Here is a 15,778-nt window from a genome sequence, read left to right as displayed (position 1 = left end):
CGGACTACGGGATCCGGCTGTACTTGACGAAGGCCACGCCGTCCTCGAACACCGTGCTGGTGATCACCCGGAACTTGGCCGGTTCCGGCAGCCGCGACCCCGCGCCGAACAGCGGACGCCCGCTGCCCAGCACGATCGGGTACAGCTTGAGGAAGATCTGGTCGATCTCCGGGAGCAGCACCTGCGCCAGCTCACCGCCGCCGCACAGCCAGATGCCCAGCCCGCTTTCCCGCTTCAGCGCCCTGACCTTCTCGACCGGGTCCGCCGAGATCAGCTCCACGGCTGGATCAGGACTCTCCGGCAGGGTGGTCGAGACCACGAACTGCCGCAGATGCGCGTACGGGCTGGAGGTGCCGGTGCGCACGCCGAAATCGTGGGTCTTGCGCCCCATCAGCACGGTGTCGAAATAGCGATTGCGTTGCTCGACGCCGATCGCTTCGCGCACTTTGGTCGGCAGTGTCTCCGGGTACTGCGCGTTGATCGCGGGGCCGTGGTCGCCGCCGACCGGGAAGAAGTCGACCGAGCCCTCCTCGGTGGCGATGAATCCATCGATGGTCGAGGCGACGTAATAGGTGACCTTGCGCATGCTTCCTTCCTCACGGGTCGGGTGACATTCCGAACCGCCCTGAGGAAACGGTAACGCGCTCGCGCTAGCGGCGGCGCGGCTTCGGCTGGCAGCGCGGGCACGAGTACGAGGAGCGGTTCATGAACCGCTCCCGGATGATCGGCGCGCCACAGCGGCGGCACGGCTCGTCCTCCCGGCCGTAGACGGCGAGGGAGCGCTCGAAATACCCGGACTGACCGTTGATGTTCACATACAGCGCGTCGAAGGACGTGCCGCCCGCGGCGAGCGCTTCGCCCATCACCTCGCGTACGTCGGCGAGCAGGGCGCGCACGGCGGGCCTGGACAATCCCGCGGCGATCCGCGCTCCGTGCAGCCTGGCGCGCCACAGTGCCTCGTCGGCGTAGATGTTGCCGATGCCGGAGACGACGCCCTGGTCGAGCAGAACACGTTTGATTTCGCTGCGCTTGCCCCGGATGACGGCGACCACGGATTCGACGTCGAAGCGCGGGTCGAGCGGGTCGCGGGCGATGTGGGCGACCGGCTCGGGCACCAGGGTGCCGTCCACCTCGACCAGCGGGGCGAGCGCCCAACCGCCGAAGGTGCGCTGGTCGACGAAACGCAGCTGCGTGCCGTCGCTGAAGCCGGCGCGGATGTGCGCGTGTTTCTCCAGCGGCGCGTCGGCGGGCTGGATCAGCATCTGACCGCTCATCCCGAGATGCACCACCAATGCGGCTTCCGGGTCGTCGAAGGTCAGCCAGAGGAATTTGCCGCGCCGCTCGGCCGACTCGACCTTCAGGCCGGTCAGCCGCGCGGCGAGATCGGCGGCGCCTTCGAGATGGCGGCGCACCGAACGGGGATGGGTGATCGCCACCGATTCGACGACCCGGCCGACCACATGCTCGGCGAGGCCACGTCGAACCACCTCGACCTCGGGAAGCTCGGGCACGTCAGGTTTCGGCGGTCAGCGCCTCGTAGGCGGCCCCTGCGGCCTTCTGTTCGGCGTCCTTCTTGGACCGGCCGACGCCCTGCCCGTAGGCCCGGCCGCCGATCACCGTGGTGGCCGTGAACTCCTTGTCGTGGTCCGGCCCCGTCGAGGTGATCTCGTAGCTGGGCACGCCGAGACCACGCTCGGCGGTGAGCTCCTGCAGGCTGGTCTTCCAGTCCAAGCCGGCGCCCATGCGCGGGCCCCGCTCCAGCAACTCGGCGAACAGCCGCAACACCACCGAGCGCGCCACCTCGATGCCGTGCTGCAAATGCACCGCGCCGAGCAGCGACTCCATGCCGTCGGCGAGGATGCTGTCCTTGTCCCGGCCGCCGGTGAGCTCTTCGCCCTTGCCCAGCAGCAGGTGCGCACCGAGGCCACCGTCGCCGAGACCACGGGCCACCTCGGCGAGCGCGCGCATGTTCACCACGCTCGCGCGCAGCTTAGCCAGCTCGCCCTCGGTCTTCGAGGGATGTTCGTGATACAGCCGCTCGGTGATACTCAGCCCGAGCACGGAGTCGCCGAGGAATTCGAGACGCTCGTTCGTCGGCAGACCGCCGTTCTCGTACGCGTAGGACCGGTGGGTCAGCGCGAGGCGCAGCAGATCCGGCTGCACGTCGACGCCTAGCGCGGCGATCAGGCTCGCGTGTTCACCGGACGAGTCGGGTTCGTCGGTCACGTCGCTACGACAGGTCGAACGATCAGACCGCGGCGGTGACCTGGCGGCCCTTGTAGGTGCCGCAGGACGGGCAGGCGATGTGCGGCAGGGTCTTCTCGCCGCAGCCGCGGTTCGGGCAGGTGATCAGGGTCGGCGCTGCGGCCTTCCACTGGCTGCGCCGCGACCTGGTGTTGGAACGGGACATCCGGCGCTTGGGAACGGCCACGACTAATTCTCCTCTGTCCTAATTGCTTTGCCGGTTCGGCTGATCGGTCTTGCTCAGTGGTCTCGGTCGGCCGCACCCTCGTCGGGGCTGCCGGTGCCGGGCGATCCGGAGGCGAAGTTAGCCAGTCCGGCCCAGCGAGGGTCAAGTATCTCATGCTTGTGCTCGGAACCCGCAATCGCCATCCGCACCCCGCATTCCGGGCACAGTCCGGCGCAATCCGGCGTGCACAGCGGCTGCAGCGGGAGCTCGAGGCCGAACGCGTCGACGACCACGGGCTCGAGGTCGATGAGGTCGTCGGTCATGCGGTAGACCTCGTCGTCCTCGGTGGTCTGCTCGGTGGTGCTGTCCGGATAGGCGAACAACTCGGTGAGCCGCAGGCCGACCTCGCCGGTGAACGGCTCCAGGCAGCGCGAGCACTCCCCCTCGGTCGGCGCGGTCACCGTTCCGGTGACCAGCACACCCTCGGACACCGCCTGCAACTGCAGGTCGAGCTCCACCTGCGCACCGACGGGGACGGCGATCAGGTCCAGGCCGATCCGCTCCTCGGTGGTCACGGTGCGACGCAGCTCGCGCATCGTCCCCGGCCTGCGGCCGAGGCTGCGGGCGTCCAGCACGAAACCCGCGTCCGGCATCCGGCGCTTGGCCGAATGGGAACGCGACGCGGAACCGGAACCGGCGGACATCACGGACTCACTCACGATCGAGGGGATACGGGCAACCACTCAACAATACGCGACCACGTGGTTCTCACCCAAACGCCGCTGATCATCCCGGGTGCCGCTACCTGCGGAATTCGGTGGCGTAGTCGGGCGCGCCCGCCCCGCTGCGCAACTGGTGACGCCCGCGGCCGACGGTGCGCAGCGTGCTGGTGAGCGTTTCCTCGAAATCGGCCAGCCGGGAGTCGACATAGTGGTCGCACTCTTCGCGCAGCCGATCGGATTCCGCGTGCGCGGCGTCGATCACCCTGGCCGATTCGGCATGCGCTGCGCGCACCACCTCGGTCTGCGTGACCAAACGCTCCTGCTCGGCGAGACCTTCCGCGACGGAACGCTCATAGGCGGCCTTCCCCGCCTCGATCATCCGCTCCGACTCGGTGCGCGCGCGGCCGGTCAGCGCCTCGTATTCGGCGTTGCCGTCGGCCACCACGCGCGCGGCCTCCTCTTGCGCGGAGCTGACCAGGCGGTCGGCGTGCGCGTTCGCCTCGGCGACCATCCGGTCGGCGTGCGCCTTGGCGTCGGCCAGGATGCGGTCGGCCTCCTCACGCGCCGAGCCGATGGTGCGCTCGGCCTGCTCGTTGGCGCCCTGCACCGTGGTCTCGGCCGCGGTCCGAGCATCGGAAACGATCTTGTCCCGGTGATCGAGCACGTCCTGGGCGTCGTCGAGTTCGCCGGGCAGCGCGTCACGGACGTCGTCGAGCAGTTCGAGTACGTCGCCGCGCGGAACGATGCAGCTGCGGGTCGGCGGGATGCCGCGCGCCTCCTCGACTATGGCGACCAGTTCGTCGAGCGCTTCGAATACGCGATACATGCTCACTACCCTCCTGCGAACTCACGACGAAACCCAGTGTGCCCCTAGTCACGGCTCGTGCCGAATCACTTTCCGGTGTGTCGCGGCAGTGTCTTGCACGCCACAGAAATCAAGTGGAGCCCCCCTCTCCGCTTCGTGTTACATTCGTCTGGAAGATCGAACTCGGATCTTCAGCACGGACCGCGGTCCTGCCGGGATCGCGGACGAAGAGCCGGAGGGATGGACAACTACCCGTCGAGTGTTGACAGGGTCCGACCATTCAGCGATTGCTGAATATGCGCTACGTACGGAACCTGCCAAGAGTCGACGGGGAAGGAAGCGATGACCCGTCGCCGTTGACCCTGCCGATGGCTCGTGTTCGATCGGAATGACGATGACTGTTCTGGAACTACCGCGACCGGCGGGAGTGAGCGCCACCAGCTTGTTCACGCCGTGGGTGAGCCCGTACCCGGTGTTGCCGCAGGCGGACGCCGCGGCGAAGTTCGGACAGCTGATCCAGTACCTGCGCGGTGACCGCGCCTTCGCCCAGCTGATCCGCTTCGCGCTCGTCGGCGGATCCAGCAACGTCGCCTACGTGCTGCTGTTCTTCGCCGTACACGGCGCGGGGCCGCTGATCGCGAACGTCGCCGGCTCGGTCGTCAGCACCATGATCGCCAACGAACTGCACCGCCAGCTGACCTTCCACGCCGCGGGCCGGGTCGGCTGGTTCACCGCCCAGTGGGAAGGCGGCGGGCTGGCGCTCGTCGGTCTCGGCATCACGACCGCGGCCCTCGCCGCACTCGGCGTGTGGGCGCCCGGCCTCGGGGGCACCGCACAGGCCGCGGCCATCCTGGCGATCACCGCCGCGGTCGGCGGCATGCGCTTCCTGGCCTTGCGCGGTCTGGTGTTCTGAGGCTGTCCGGCTGATTCAGCTCTTACGTTCCGCGAGGCGGTCGAGGAGGCGTTTGTGGACCGACGGGGGGAGCATGTCGGTGACGTCGCCGCCGTACGCGGCGACCTCCTTGACAAGGGAACTGGACAAGTAGCTGAAGGACGGGTTGGTGGCGATGAAAAAAGTGTCCACGCCGGAGAGTTTCTTGTTCATCTGCGCCATTTGCAGCTCATAGCCGAAGTCGCCGAAGTCGCGCAGGCCCTTCACGATGGCGGTGATCCCCTGTTCCCGAGCGAAGTCCACGAGCAGGCCGTGCCATGACTCCACCCGGACGTTGGACAAGTGCGCGGTCGACTCGCGCAGCATCTCGATGCGCTCCTCGACGGTGAACATGCCCTGCTTCTTCGGGTTGATCAGGACGGTGACGACCACCTCGTCGAACTGGGCCGCCGCCCGGTTGAAGACGTCGAGGTGTCCGTTGGTCACGGGGTCGAACGACCCGGGGCACAGTGCTCCTGCCATGAGGCGACGCTAGCAGGGCCGCGGCCCTGCGGCACGCGTGGCCACGCCCGCGTCTACTCCTCCGGCTCGAACTCCGCCAGATCGATGCGCGTTTCGCCGTACCGGCGCGGCTTCGCGGGGAGGAAGCCTGCGGGCCAAGCTGTTTCGGGCGAACGCGCCGAACGCTCCAGCACCACCACGGCGCCGGGACGCAGCCAGCCGTGCTCGGCCAGCGCGCGCAGGTCGGCGAGAACGGCGGCGTTGTCGACCGCGTAGGGCGGATCGGAGAACACCACGTCGAAGCCACCTGCACCGCCCAGCCGCAGCACGCTGGCCACCGTCGCGACGCGCAGCTCGGCGCCGGGCAGCCCGAGCTCGGTGATATTGCCGCGCACCACCGCGGCCGCTTTGCGGTCGGACTCGATGAGCAACGCGTGCTCGGCGCCGCGCGAGAGCGCCTCCAACCCGAGCGCGCCGGAGCCCGCGTAAAGGTCGAGCACGCGGGCGCCCGCGAAGTCCAGCCGCGCGTCCAAGGCGCTGAACAGCGCCTCCCGTACCCGATCGGAGGTCGGGCGGGTGCCCGAGGGCGGCACCCGCAGGCGCCGCCCGCCCGCCGTCCCCGCGACGATCCGGGTCATTGGGCGGAGGATTCCCGCACGGTCAGCTCGATGAGCAGATCGCCGCCTTCCACCTGCTGCACCGGGCCGATCGCGACGCGTCCGACGATGCCCGCGCGCGGCGCGGTGATCGCGGCTTCCATCTTCATGGCTTCGATGGTGCCGATGGTTTCGCCCGCGGCGACCGAATCGCCTTCGGACACAGCGAGAGTCACCACGCCGGCGAACGGGGCCGCGACGTGCCCCGGATTGGCCTTGTCGGCCTTCTCCGCGGCGGGGATGTCGCTGGCGATCGAGCGGTCACGCACCGAGATCGGCCGCAGCTGCCCGTTCAGGATGCACATCACCGTGCGCATGCCGCGCTCGTCCGGCTCCGAGATCGCCTCCAGGCCGATGAGCAGGGTGACGCCTTTCTCCAGCTGCACCCGGTGTTCCTCACCACGGCGCAGACCGTAGAGGAACTGGTTGGCCGAGAGTCCGGAGGTGTCGCCGTACTTCTCCCGGTGGGCGAGGAATTCGGCGGTGGGGCCGGGGAAGAGCAGGCGGTTGAGCGTGGCGCGCCGCTCTTCGGAGGTACCGGCCAGCCCTTTCTCGTCCGCGGGGGTCAGCGGTGTCTCCGGCTTGGCCGCGCCGCGACCGGCCAACGCCTTGCTGCGGAACGGCTCGGGCCATCCCCCTGCGGGAGTGCCGAGTTCGCCGCGGAGGAACCCGATCACGGAGTCGGGGATGTCGTAGCGGCCCGGGTCGGCGGCGAAGTCCTCGATGTCGACGCCGGTACCGACCAGCGCGAGCGCGAGGTCGCCGACGACCTTCGATGACGGCGTGACTTTCACCAGACGCCCCAGCAGCCGGTCGGCCGCGGCGTATTTGGCCTCGACCTCTTCGAACCGGTCGCCGAGACCGAGCGCGATGGCCTGCTGCCGCAGATTCGACAGCTGACCGCCGGGGATCTCGTGGGTGTAGACCCGGCCGGTGGGTGCGGGCAGCCCGGACTCGAACGGCGCGTACACCTTCCGCAGCGCCTCCCAGTACGGCTCCAGATCGCACACATTCTGCAGATCGAGACCGGTGTCGTACTCGCTGTGCGCTGCCGCCGCGACGATCGCCGACAACGCGGGCTGGCTGGTGGTTCCGGCCATCGCCGCGCTCGCACCGTCGACGGCGTCCGCACCGGCCTGCCAGGCGGCGAGGTAGGTGGCCAGCTGTCCGCCGGGGGTGTCGTGGGTGTGCACGTGCACCGGCAGATCGAAGTTGCTGCGCAGCGCGGTGACCAGCTTGGTAGCGGCCGGGGCGCGCAGCAGACCGGCCATGTCCTTGATGGCCAGCACGTGCGCGCCCGCGTCGACGATCTGCTCGGCCAGCTTCAGGTAATAGTCGAGGGTGTAGAGCGATTCGTCCGGATTCGCCAGGTCACCGGTGTAGCTCATGGCGACTTCCGCCACCGCCGTCCCGGTTTCGCGCACCGCGTCGATGGCCGGACGCATCTGGTCGACATTGTTGAGCGCGTCGAAGATACGGAAGATGTCGATGCCGGTCGCGGTTGCCTCGGAAACGAACGCGCGGGTCACCTGCTCCGGATACGGGGTGTAGCCGACGGTGTTGCGGCCGCGCAGCAGCATCTGCAAACAGATGTTCGGTACCGCCTCGCGCAGCGCGGCCAGCCGCTCCCACGGGTCCTCGTACAGGAACCGCAAGGCGACGTCGTAGGTCGCGCCGCCCCACGCCTCGATCGACAGCAACTCCGGCGTCAGGCGCGCGACGTGCCTGGCCACACCGAGCAGGCCGTTGGTGCGCACCCGGGTGGCCAGCAGCGACTGGTGCGCGTCGCGGAAGGTGGTGTCGGTGACGCCGACCGCCTTCTGCTCGCGCAACGCCCGCGCGAAACCCTCCGGACCCAACGCCAGCAGCCGCTGCCGCGAGCCGTCCGGCGGCGGCACGCTCAGGTCGATCGCGGGCAGCTTGTCGTGCGGGTACACCGTGGTCGGCCGCTCACCGTGCGGCTTGTTCACGGTGACATCGGCCAGGTACTCGAGGATCTTGGTGCCGCGGTCGGCGGATTGGCGCAGGGTGAGCAGCTGCGGACGCTCGTCGATAAACGACGTGGTGACCCGGCCCGCCTTGAAGTCGGGATCATCGAGCACCGCGAGCAGGAACGGGATATTGGTGGCCACACCGCGGATGCGGAACTCCGCCAGCGCCCGTCGCGCCCGCGCCACCGCCGACGGGAAGTCGCGACCGCGGCACGTGAGCTTGACCAGCATCGAGTCGAAGTAGGCGCCGATCTCGGCACCGAGATTCGCACCGCCGTCCAGCCGGATGCCCGCGCCGCCCGGCGTGCGGTAGGCGGTGATGCGGCCGGTGTCCGGGCGGAATCCGTTGGCCGGGTCCTCGGTCGTGATCCGGCACTGCAGCGCCGCGCCCCGGATCGTCACCGCGTCCTGGCTCAACCCGAGGTCGGCGAGGGTCTCTCCGGCGGCGATGCGCAACTGCGACTGCACCAGGTCCACATCGGTGATCTCCTCGGTCACCGTGTGCTCGACCTGGATGCGCGGGTTCATCTCGATGAAGACATGGTTGCCGCGCTCGTCGAGCAGGAACTCCACGGTGCCCGCGCACGAGTAGCCGATCTGGCGTGCGAAGGCCACCGCGTCGGCGCAGATCCGTTCCCGCAGCGCCGGATCCAGGTTCGGCGCAGGCGCGAGCTCGATGACCTTCTGGTGACGGCGCTGCATCGAGCAGTCTCGCTCGAACAGGTGCATCACGTTGCCGTGCTGATCGGCCAGGATCTGCACCTCGATGTGCCGCGGGTTCACCACCGCTTGCTCGAGGAACACGGTCGGATCGCCGAACGCCGACTCCGCCTCCCGCGAGGCCGCCTCGATCGACTCACGCAACTGCTCGGGGGCGGCCACGCGGCGCATGCCGCGTCCGCCACCGCCTGCGACCGCCTTGACGAAGATCGGGTACTGCAGCTCCCGGGACGCGGCGAGCAACTCGTCCACGTCCGCCGACGGCGCGCTGGAGCGCAGCACCGGAAGCCCGGCCGCCTTGGCCGCCTCGATGGCGCGCGCTTTGTTCCCGGCCAGCTCGAGCACCTGGGCCGAGGGCCCGATGAAGGTGATGCCCTCCCGGGCACAGGCCGCCGCCAGGTCCGGGTTCTCCGAGAGAAAGCCGTAGCCAGGGTAGATGGCGTCCGCCCCCGCCGACTTGGCCGCCTCGATGATCGCATCGATGGACAGGTACGCCCGGACCGGATGGCCTGGCTCCCCGATCTGATACGACTCCGCCGCCTTCAGCCGATGAACCGAATTGCGGTCCTCATGGGGAAACACGGCGACCGTCCCGATGCCGAGTTCGTAGGCCGCGCGGAAGGCGCGGATGGCGATCTCGCCACGGTTGGCAACCAAGACTTTCGAGAACATTGACCTAAGGTACCCGGCTTCGTGAAAAGCACGAACAAGGAATCCCCCTTCGCAAGGCTCTTCACAAAGGCCCCTAGCACCGTTGCGAAGTTGCGTTCACAGTCCCGATACATGAGCTTCGGGGGAGCAATCATGCCCGGAGAGGCGGGGCAGCCTATGCTGAAGGAGCAGCTGGTTCACCGGTGCGCGGCGAGATGGAGCCCCTACGTCGCGCGACGGAGTCGAGCCCGTCCGTGCGGCGACGTCACGGCGGGCGAGAGGGAACCCGGTGGGAATCCGGGACTGTCCCGCAGCGGTATGCAGGAACGACCGCCGTCATCAGGCACTGAGTTCACCGGGCCGCAAGGTGCCGCGACTCGGGAAGCGACGGCCAGTAGGTCGGCCATCGGGAACACCGGCGCGAGCCGGACCGTCCCCCGGCCGGTGCCCGCGAGTCCGAAGACCTGCCAGCCGTGCCGGGTACGCCGTATCCGGCGGCCACCGCCTCGTGGATTGGGCGCGCGGACCACCAGCTGACATGTCGGGCTCCTCGGCCGGGAATATCTCCGGCATGTCATAAGGTTCTCCGCCTGCCCGTATGGCGATGGCTTTTCGTCCTCAGCAATGGAGAAACATCGTGACTGTTTCACAGCAAAATCCGTTCACCGCAACGGTTCTCGGGCTACCACGAGTGGGGCCGCGGCGCGAGCTCAAACGGGCCATCGAGGCGTATTGGGCAGGCAATATCGACGCCGAGAAGTTGCACGCTGTGGCACGTGAGCTACGGCGTGCTCAGCTCACCGAACTGCTCGCGGCGGGCTTGGACTCGATCCCCGTCGGGACCTTCTCCTATTACGACCAGATGCTCGACACCGCCGTGCTGCTCGGCGCGCTGCCGCCTCGGGTCGCCGGGATCGCCGATCCGCTGGATCGGTACTTCGCCGCCGCTCGCGGCACCGACACGGTCGAACCGTTGGAAATGACCAAGTGGTTCGACACCAACTACCACTACTTGGTGCCGGAGATCGGCCCGGACACCGCGTTCTCGCTGCACCCGGAGAAGCTGCTGGAGGAACTGCGGGAGGCGCTCGAGCTGGGCGTACCCGCGCGGCCGGTGGTGATCGGTCCGATCACCTTCCTGAAGCTGGCGAAGGCGACCGGCGGCCCGGCACTGGCCCGGCTGCTCGAGCTGCTTCCGCTGTATCGGGAGCTGCTGCGCAGGCTCGCCGTCGCGGGCGCGGAGTGGATGCAGATCGACGAACCGGTGCTGGTCACCGACCTCACGGCGGAGGAGATCGACCTGGTGCAGATCACCTACGCCGAACTGGCCGAGGCGACCGAGCGTCCCGCGATCCTGGTCGCGACCTACTTCGGTGATCCGGGTGCCGCGCTCGCCCCGCTGGCCGGAACCGGTATCGAGGCCGTCGCCGTCGACTTCACCTCCGGCACCGATGTTTCCGCGGTGGCGGCGGTGCCCGCCCTCGCGGGCAAGCTGGTCGTCGCCGGAGTGGTGGACGGACGCAACGTGTGGCGCACCGATCTGGACCGCGCCCTCGCCACCCTCGGCACTTTGCTGGGATCCGCCGGGCGGGTGGCGGTTTCGAGCTCGTGCTCGTTGCTGCACGTGCCGTACACGCTGGCCGCGGAGACCCGGTTGGACGAGCGACTGCGGTGGTGGCTGGCTTTCGGGGCGGAGAAGGTAGCGGAGGTACAGCTTCTCGCCACCGGCCTGCACGAGGGACCGGAAGCGATCGGTGCCGACTTGGCCGCGGTGCAGGCGGCGCTGGCGGCGCGGCGGTCGGATCCACGACTGAATAACCCACAGGTGCGGGCCAGGTTGGCCGCGCTCGGGCCGGACGCCGTCCACCGTGCGCCCGCCGAGCAGCGCCGTGAGCTGCAACGGGATCGTTTGCGGCTGCCCGCGCTGCCGACCACGACGATCGGTTCCTATCCGCAGACCTCCGCGATCCGGCTGGCGCGGGCCGCGCTGCGCAAGGGGGAGATCGATCAGGCGGAGTACGTGCGCCGCATGCGCGCCGAGATCGCGGACGTCGTCGCGCTCCAGGAGGACCTGGGCTTGGACGTGCTGGTGCACGGCGAGCCGGAGCGCAATGACATGGTGCAGTACTTCGCCGAGCAGCTGGACGGTTTCGCGGCCACCGAGCACGGGTGGGTGCAGTCGTACGGGACGCGTTGCGTTCGGCCGCCGATCCTGTTCGGAGACGTGGCGCGCCGGGAGCCGATGACCGTCGAGTGGATCGGCTACGCGCAGTCGCTCACCGACAAGCCGGTCAAAGGGATGCTGACCGGCCCGGTGACCATTCTCGCGTGGTCGTTCGTCCGCGACGACCAGCCGCTGGAGGAATCCGCACGCCAGGTGGCGCTGGCGATCCGGGACGAGACCGTGGACCTGCAGTCGGCGGGCATCCGGATCATCCAGGTCGACGAACCGGCTCTGCGCGAGCTGCTTCCGCTGCGCGCGGCGGACCAGCCCGCGTACCTGGAGTGGTCTGTGCGGTCGTTCCGGCTCGCCACCTCCGGTGTCTCGGATGCCACGCAGATCCACACGCACCTGTGCTATTCGGAGTTCGGCGAGGTGATCGACGCGATCGCCGGGCTGGATGCCGACGTCACGTCGATCGAGGCCGCACGCTCGCACATGGAGGTGCTCGACGACCTCAATGCGGCGGGCTTCGATCTGGGCGTCGGCCCGGGCGTGTACGACATCCACTCGCCGCGGGTGCCCAGCGTGGACGAGATCACCACCTCACTGCGAGCCGCGCTGAAAGCCGTTCCAGCCGAACGTCTCTGGGTCAATCCGGATTGCGGATTGAAGACCAGGGGACGCGCCGAAGTGGAAGCCTCGCTGCGCAATATGGTCGCCGCGGCGGCGGCTGTGCGGTGAACGCGTCCGCCTGAGCGGTGATCGGCGCCCCCTTCCCCCGGCGAAGGGGGCGCCGGCTCACGTCCCGACCGACCGCGTTGCCTGCGGTCCTGAGCGCTCGCCCCGATCCCCATCGACCGAGTCTTGACCCGCCGAGCGAAATATCCTCCCCGGAAGCCAATCCCCTACGGACTCATTCGGGCTCCGGTTCCGGCCGTGGACGCTGCCGCCGTGACGTATACCGCTCACACGGCTCCTCCCGCCGCGCCACCGGCAGCACCCGCGCCCGCGCCCGCATCCCCTTCCGCCACGCCGTATGACACCCGGAACAACGCTCCATCGGCAGACCCCTCCTCGCACGTCATCTCCGACTCGGTCTTTCCCCTCTTGCCCTACTTCGACGCGTGCTCACCCGATTCGGTTCCAGGCAATCGCGACTAATTTCCGCGATACCGAATATCGCTGTCCCCGTGTAACTTCCGTTGCCATGCCGACGCAGCAGCACGAAGTGCTCGTAGAGATGTTCCGGACGCAGCCAAATTGGAGGAACTCATGACATCCGCCTTCAAGTACGAATATCAGAGCGACTTCGCCCGCAAGTACGTCGCACAGGGGCGCGACGAGGGACGAGCCGAGGGACGAGCCGAGGAAGCCGCGCGACTGCTCCTCATGGCCCTCGACGCTCGCGGGATCACCATCGCGGACCACGTGCGGGTCAAGATCGCCGGGTGCATGAACATCGACCAACTCGAATCCTGGATTCGCAAAGCCGCCACCGCCGAATCCGAGGACGAAGCCTTCGGCTGACCCAGCCCTACAGTCCGAAAGCCTTGTTGATGACCGCCATGTCGAAGTAGTCGCGCCAGGTGCTGATGGCGCCGTCGGTGACCTCGAAGAAGCCCATGACCGGGAGTGGGGTCGCGCGGCCTGCGGAGAGCAGGGTGTCGGTGCGTTCGTTCATGACCACGTTGCCGGACGCGATCTGGTGGTGGATGTCGAAGTCGATGGCGTCGAAGGTGGTCAGGAAGCCGGCGATGAAGTCGCGGATGGCAGCGCGGCCGACGATGGGTTCCATCGGAATGTTGTGGTAGACAGCGTCTTCGGCGAAGTACGCACTGATCCGGTCGGGATCGGGGTCGGACCAGCTTCGGCACATCGCACGGACGAGCTCGTCGGGAGTCGGCATTCGCGTGGCTCACTTTCCTGCTAGCCGGCGGGCGGGGTTCGCCCCTCGATTCAACCAAGCAATTGCTCGGTAGGGAAGGGAATCGAAGGCCCACCCACCGGGCAGGTCGCTCCGGTCAGCGCCTGAGGGCCAGCTCCCGCTGCGGTACGCCGGTGTACTCCGACAGCGGGCGGATCAACGCGTTCGATACCGCTTGCTCGATGATGTGCGCGGTCCACCCGGCGATCCGGCTCATCACGAAGATCGGCGTGAACATCGCGATGTCGAACCCCATCAGGTAATAGGCGGGGCCGGCGGGAAAATCGAGATTCGGCGCGAGCCCGGTCGCCTCTGCCATCGCGCGTTCCAGCTCGACGTACATGCGCAACCAGCGCTCACCTCCGGTCACCGCCGCGACGCGCTCCAGCTCCGCCCGCATGGCCGGTACGCGGGAATCGCCGTTCTTGTAGACCCGGTGACCGAAGCCCATCACCTTGCGCTTGTCCGCGAGCTCTGCGCGCAGCCACGCCCCGGCCAGCTCCGGTTCGCCGATCTCCAGCATGGCGTGCATGACAGCCTCGTTGGCACCGCCGTGCAGCGGGCCCTTCAGCGCCCCGATGGCGGCCGTGACCGCGCTGTAGATATCCGATCGCGTGGAGGTGACCACCCGCGCGGCGAAGGTGGAGGCGTTGAAACCGTGCTCCGCGTAGAGGATCAGCGAGGTCTCGAATGCCCGCACGATCAGCGGGTCGGGCACCGCGCCGAAGCACATGTTGAGGAAGTTGGCCGCGAAGCCCAGATGCGGGTGCGGCGGGACGGGGTCCAGGCCGCGCCGCCGCCGCATGGCCGTGGCGATCACGGTCGGCAACATCGCGGTCAAGCGCAGCGCTTTTGCCAGCAACGCCCGCTGGATGGGCGTACCGCCCAGATCCTCCTCCGCGTCCTCGGCCCCGAGGTAGCTCACCACCGTGCGGACAACGTCCATCGGATGACAGGACTCCGGCATCTTCTCGACCAGCGACAGGATCGACCGGTCGACGCGCCGCTGCGCACGCTCGCGCTGACACAGCAACTCCAGCTGCGCGGCATCGGGCAGCTCGCCGTACCAGAGCAGGTACGCGACCTCCTCGAAACCGCAGTGCCGCGCCAGGTCCGGCACGGCGTAGCCGCGATAGGTCAGCGAGTTGGTCTCCGGCTCCACCTTCGAGATGGCGGTGGTGTCGGCGACCACCCCGGCCAAGCCCTTCTTGATCTCGGTCATGTCAGCGACTCGCTTCCGGTGAAGGTGAATATTCCAGCATCGAATTCGGCGTACTCCCGGTAACGCAGCAGCTCGTAGAGCCTGGACCGGTGCTGCATTGACCCGAGCAGCGCGGATTGCGTTCCGCTGCGGGCGATCTCGCGCAGCCCGTGCTCCACGGCATACATGGCCAGGCGGAGCGTGGTCACCGGATAGATGACCGCGTTGTAGCCGATCTCCTCGAGGGCGGATGCGGACAGCAGCTCGGATTTGCCGAACTCGGTCATGTTGGCCAGCAGCGGAACTTCCACGGCAGCACGGAATTCCGTGAACTCCGCGGCGTCGGTCAGCGCTTCGGTGAAGATCAGATCCGCGCCCGCGTCGGCGTAGGCCTCGGCCCGGTCGATCGCGGCGGCCAATCCTTCGGTGGCGCGCGCGTCGGTCCGGGCGCAGATGACGAAGTTCGGGTCGCGCCGGGCCGACACGGCCGCCCGCAGGCGCCGCACCATGTCCTCGACCGGGACCACGGCCTTGCCGTCGAGGTGGCCGCAGCGCTTGGGGTTCACCTGGTCCTCGATATGGCAGCCTGCCAGCCCCGCGTCTTCCAGAAGGGTTACGGTCCGCGCGGCGTTCATCGGCTCCCCGAAACCGGTGTCGGCGTCGACGAGCACCGGGAGATCGGTGACCCTGGCGACCTGCTGCCCCCGCGCGGCCACCTCGCCGGCGCTGGTCAGCCCGATGTCGGGCAACGCCAGCTCGGCCGACATCACGGCGCCGGAGAGGTAGACGCCCTCGAACCCGATCTCCTGGATCAGCCGTGCCACCAGCGGATCGAACGCGCCGGGTAGTCGCTGGATGCGCCCCGAGCCGAGGCCCGCCCGGAACGCCACACGCTTCTGCGCCGCGCTCGTCCCGGCCGCCAGCAGGCCGGTCACCGCACCCACCGGCCTACGCTCAGGGCATGACCGACGAACCCTTGCGCTACCGACTCATCACCGGCGTGGACGACGCGCGATTCTGCGCGCGGATCAGCGAGCTGCTGGCGCAGGGGTATCGGCTGCACGGCTCGCCCGCGATCACCTTCGACGGCAAGAACGTGATCGCCGCGCAAGCGGTGATCTTGGACAACGACTGACGCCAC

General features: G+C 68.5%; 16 protein-coding genes and 1 riboswitch. Of the genes, 4 read left to right on the top strand and 12 right to left on the bottom strand.

What is annotated here, in order from left to right; genetic code table 11:
• Positions 1 to 4: 4 nt before the first annotated feature.
• From IU459_RS02825 to IU459_RS02800, 6 genes are all read right to left on the bottom strand, one after another.
• Positions 5 to 586 carry a dihydrofolate reductase family protein gene (locus IU459_RS02825; RefSeq protein WP_195127870.1) on the bottom strand — a complete coding sequence of 194 codons (582 nt, stop codon included), beginning with the start codon at positions 584 to 586 and terminating at the stop codon, positions 5 to 7.
• A 64-nt stretch (positions 587 to 650) separates the two neighbouring features.
• Positions 651 to 1,511: a bifunctional DNA-formamidopyrimidine glycosylase/DNA-(apurinic or apyrimidinic site) lyase gene (mutM, locus tag IU459_RS02820; protein WP_195127869.1), complete on the bottom strand. Its 861-nt coding sequence runs from the start codon at positions 1,509 to 1,511 to the stop codon at positions 651 to 653.
• Between the two features lies 1 nt (position 1,512).
• Entirely contained in the window at positions 1,513 to 2,226 is a 714-nt protein-coding gene (rnc, locus tag IU459_RS02815; RefSeq protein ID WP_195127868.1) for a ribonuclease III, read from the bottom strand.
• A 22-nt stretch (positions 2,227 to 2,248) separates the two neighbouring features.
• Positions 2,249 to 2,431, bottom strand: coding sequence for a 50S ribosomal protein L32 (gene rpmF / locus IU459_RS02810; RefSeq protein ID WP_067476297.1), 183 nt, complete (start codon positions 2,429 to 2,431; stop codon positions 2,249 to 2,251).
• Positions 2,432 to 2,484: 53 nt separating this feature from the next.
• Positions 2,485 to 3,114, bottom strand: coding sequence for a YceD family protein (locus IU459_RS02805; RefSeq protein ID WP_195128155.1), 630 nt, complete (start codon positions 3,112 to 3,114; stop codon positions 2,485 to 2,487).
• A 97-nt stretch (positions 3,115 to 3,211) separates the two neighbouring features.
• On the bottom strand, positions 3,212 to 3,958 hold the full coding sequence (locus IU459_RS02800; RefSeq protein ID WP_195127867.1) for a DivIVA domain-containing protein: 747 nt from the start codon (positions 3,956 to 3,958) through the stop codon (positions 3,212 to 3,214).
• 373 nt (positions 3,959 to 4,331) lie between these two features.
• Here IU459_RS02800 and IU459_RS02795 point away from each other — a divergent pair, with 373 nt between their 5' ends.
• Entirely contained in the window at positions 4,332 to 4,850 is a 519-nt protein-coding gene (locus IU459_RS02795; protein ID WP_195127866.1) for a GtrA family protein, read from the top strand.
• Between the two features lie 15 nt (positions 4,851 to 4,865).
• Here IU459_RS02795 and coaD read toward each other — a convergent pair whose 3' ends face one another.
• From coaD to IU459_RS02780, 3 genes are read right to left on the bottom strand one after another with little or no spacing between them, the layout of a single operon-like run.
• Positions 4,866 to 5,351: a pantetheine-phosphate adenylyltransferase gene (gene coaD / locus IU459_RS02790; protein WP_195127865.1), complete on the bottom strand. Its 486-nt coding sequence runs from the start codon at positions 5,349 to 5,351 to the stop codon at positions 4,866 to 4,868.
• 53 nt (positions 5,352 to 5,404) lie between these two features.
• The gene (gene rsmD, locus IU459_RS02785) at positions 5,405 to 5,968 is read right to left on the bottom strand and encodes a 16S rRNA (guanine(966)-N(2))-methyltransferase RsmD (RefSeq protein WP_195127864.1); all 564 of its coding nucleotides are present in this window, start codon (positions 5,966 to 5,968) and stop codon (positions 5,405 to 5,407) included.
• Complete coding sequence (locus IU459_RS02780; RefSeq protein WP_195127863.1) at positions 5,965 to 9,369, bottom strand: pyruvate carboxylase; 3,405 nt, start codon at positions 9,367 to 9,369, stop codon at positions 5,965 to 5,967. The genes rsmD and IU459_RS02780 overlap by 4 nt, the downstream gene beginning before the upstream one ends.
• A 234-nt stretch (positions 9,370 to 9,603) precedes the next feature.
• A riboswitch (cobalamin riboswitch) is annotated at positions 9,604 to 9,834 on the top strand.
• 118 nt (positions 9,835 to 9,952) lie between these two features.
• Between IU459_RS02780 and metE the strand changes: the two genes are divergently transcribed.
• Together metE and IU459_RS02770 are read left to right on the top strand one after the other, a co-directional pair.
• Positions 9,953 to 12,253: a 5-methyltetrahydropteroyltriglutamate--homocysteine S-methyltransferase gene (gene metE / locus IU459_RS02775; RefSeq protein WP_195127862.1), complete on the top strand. Its 2,301-nt coding sequence runs from the start codon at positions 9,953 to 9,955 to the stop codon at positions 12,251 to 12,253.
• A 531-nt stretch (positions 12,254 to 12,784) separates the two neighbouring features.
• Positions 12,785 to 13,039: a hypothetical protein gene (locus IU459_RS02770; protein ID WP_195127861.1), complete on the top strand. Its 255-nt coding sequence runs from the start codon at positions 12,785 to 12,787 to the stop codon at positions 13,037 to 13,039.
• Between the two features lie 7 nt (positions 13,040 to 13,046).
• Here the strand turns inward: IU459_RS02770 and IU459_RS02765 are convergent, their stop codons facing one another.
• The 3 genes from IU459_RS02765 to prpB all read right to left on the bottom strand — a co-directional run bounded on the left by IU459_RS02765 (position 13,047) and on the right by prpB (position 15,572).
• Positions 13,047 to 13,418, bottom strand: a complete 372-nt coding sequence (locus tag IU459_RS02765; RefSeq protein WP_195127860.1) for a nuclear transport factor 2 family protein — start codon at positions 13,416 to 13,418, stop codon at positions 13,047 to 13,049.
• A 115-nt stretch (positions 13,419 to 13,533) separates the two neighbouring features.
• Positions 13,534 to 14,658: a bifunctional 2-methylcitrate synthase/citrate synthase gene (locus tag IU459_RS02760; protein ID WP_195127859.1), complete on the bottom strand. Its 1,125-nt coding sequence runs from the start codon at positions 14,656 to 14,658 to the stop codon at positions 13,534 to 13,536.
• Positions 14,655 to 15,572: a methylisocitrate lyase gene (gene prpB, locus IU459_RS02755; protein ID WP_195128154.1), complete on the bottom strand. Its 918-nt coding sequence runs from the start codon at positions 15,570 to 15,572 to the stop codon at positions 14,655 to 14,657. Before prpB ends, IU459_RS02760 begins: the two co-directional genes overlap by 4 nt.
• Before the next feature lie 26 nt (positions 15,573 to 15,598).
• Between prpB and IU459_RS02750 the strand changes: the two genes are divergently transcribed.
• A complete protein-coding gene (locus IU459_RS02750) occupies positions 15,599 to 15,772 on the top strand; it encodes a DUF1737 domain-containing protein (RefSeq protein ID WP_195127858.1) in 174 nt (57 codons plus the stop codon).
• Positions 15,773 to 15,778 lie beyond the last annotated feature (6 nt).

This window comes from Nocardia amamiensis (assembly GCF_015477605.1).
Lineage (GTDB): Bacteria > Actinomycetota > Actinomycetes > Mycobacteriales > Mycobacteriaceae > Nocardia > Nocardia amamiensis_A.
The sequence above is the reverse complement of the archived record's forward strand: the minus strand, read 5'-3'. Positions and strand labels throughout refer to the sequence as shown.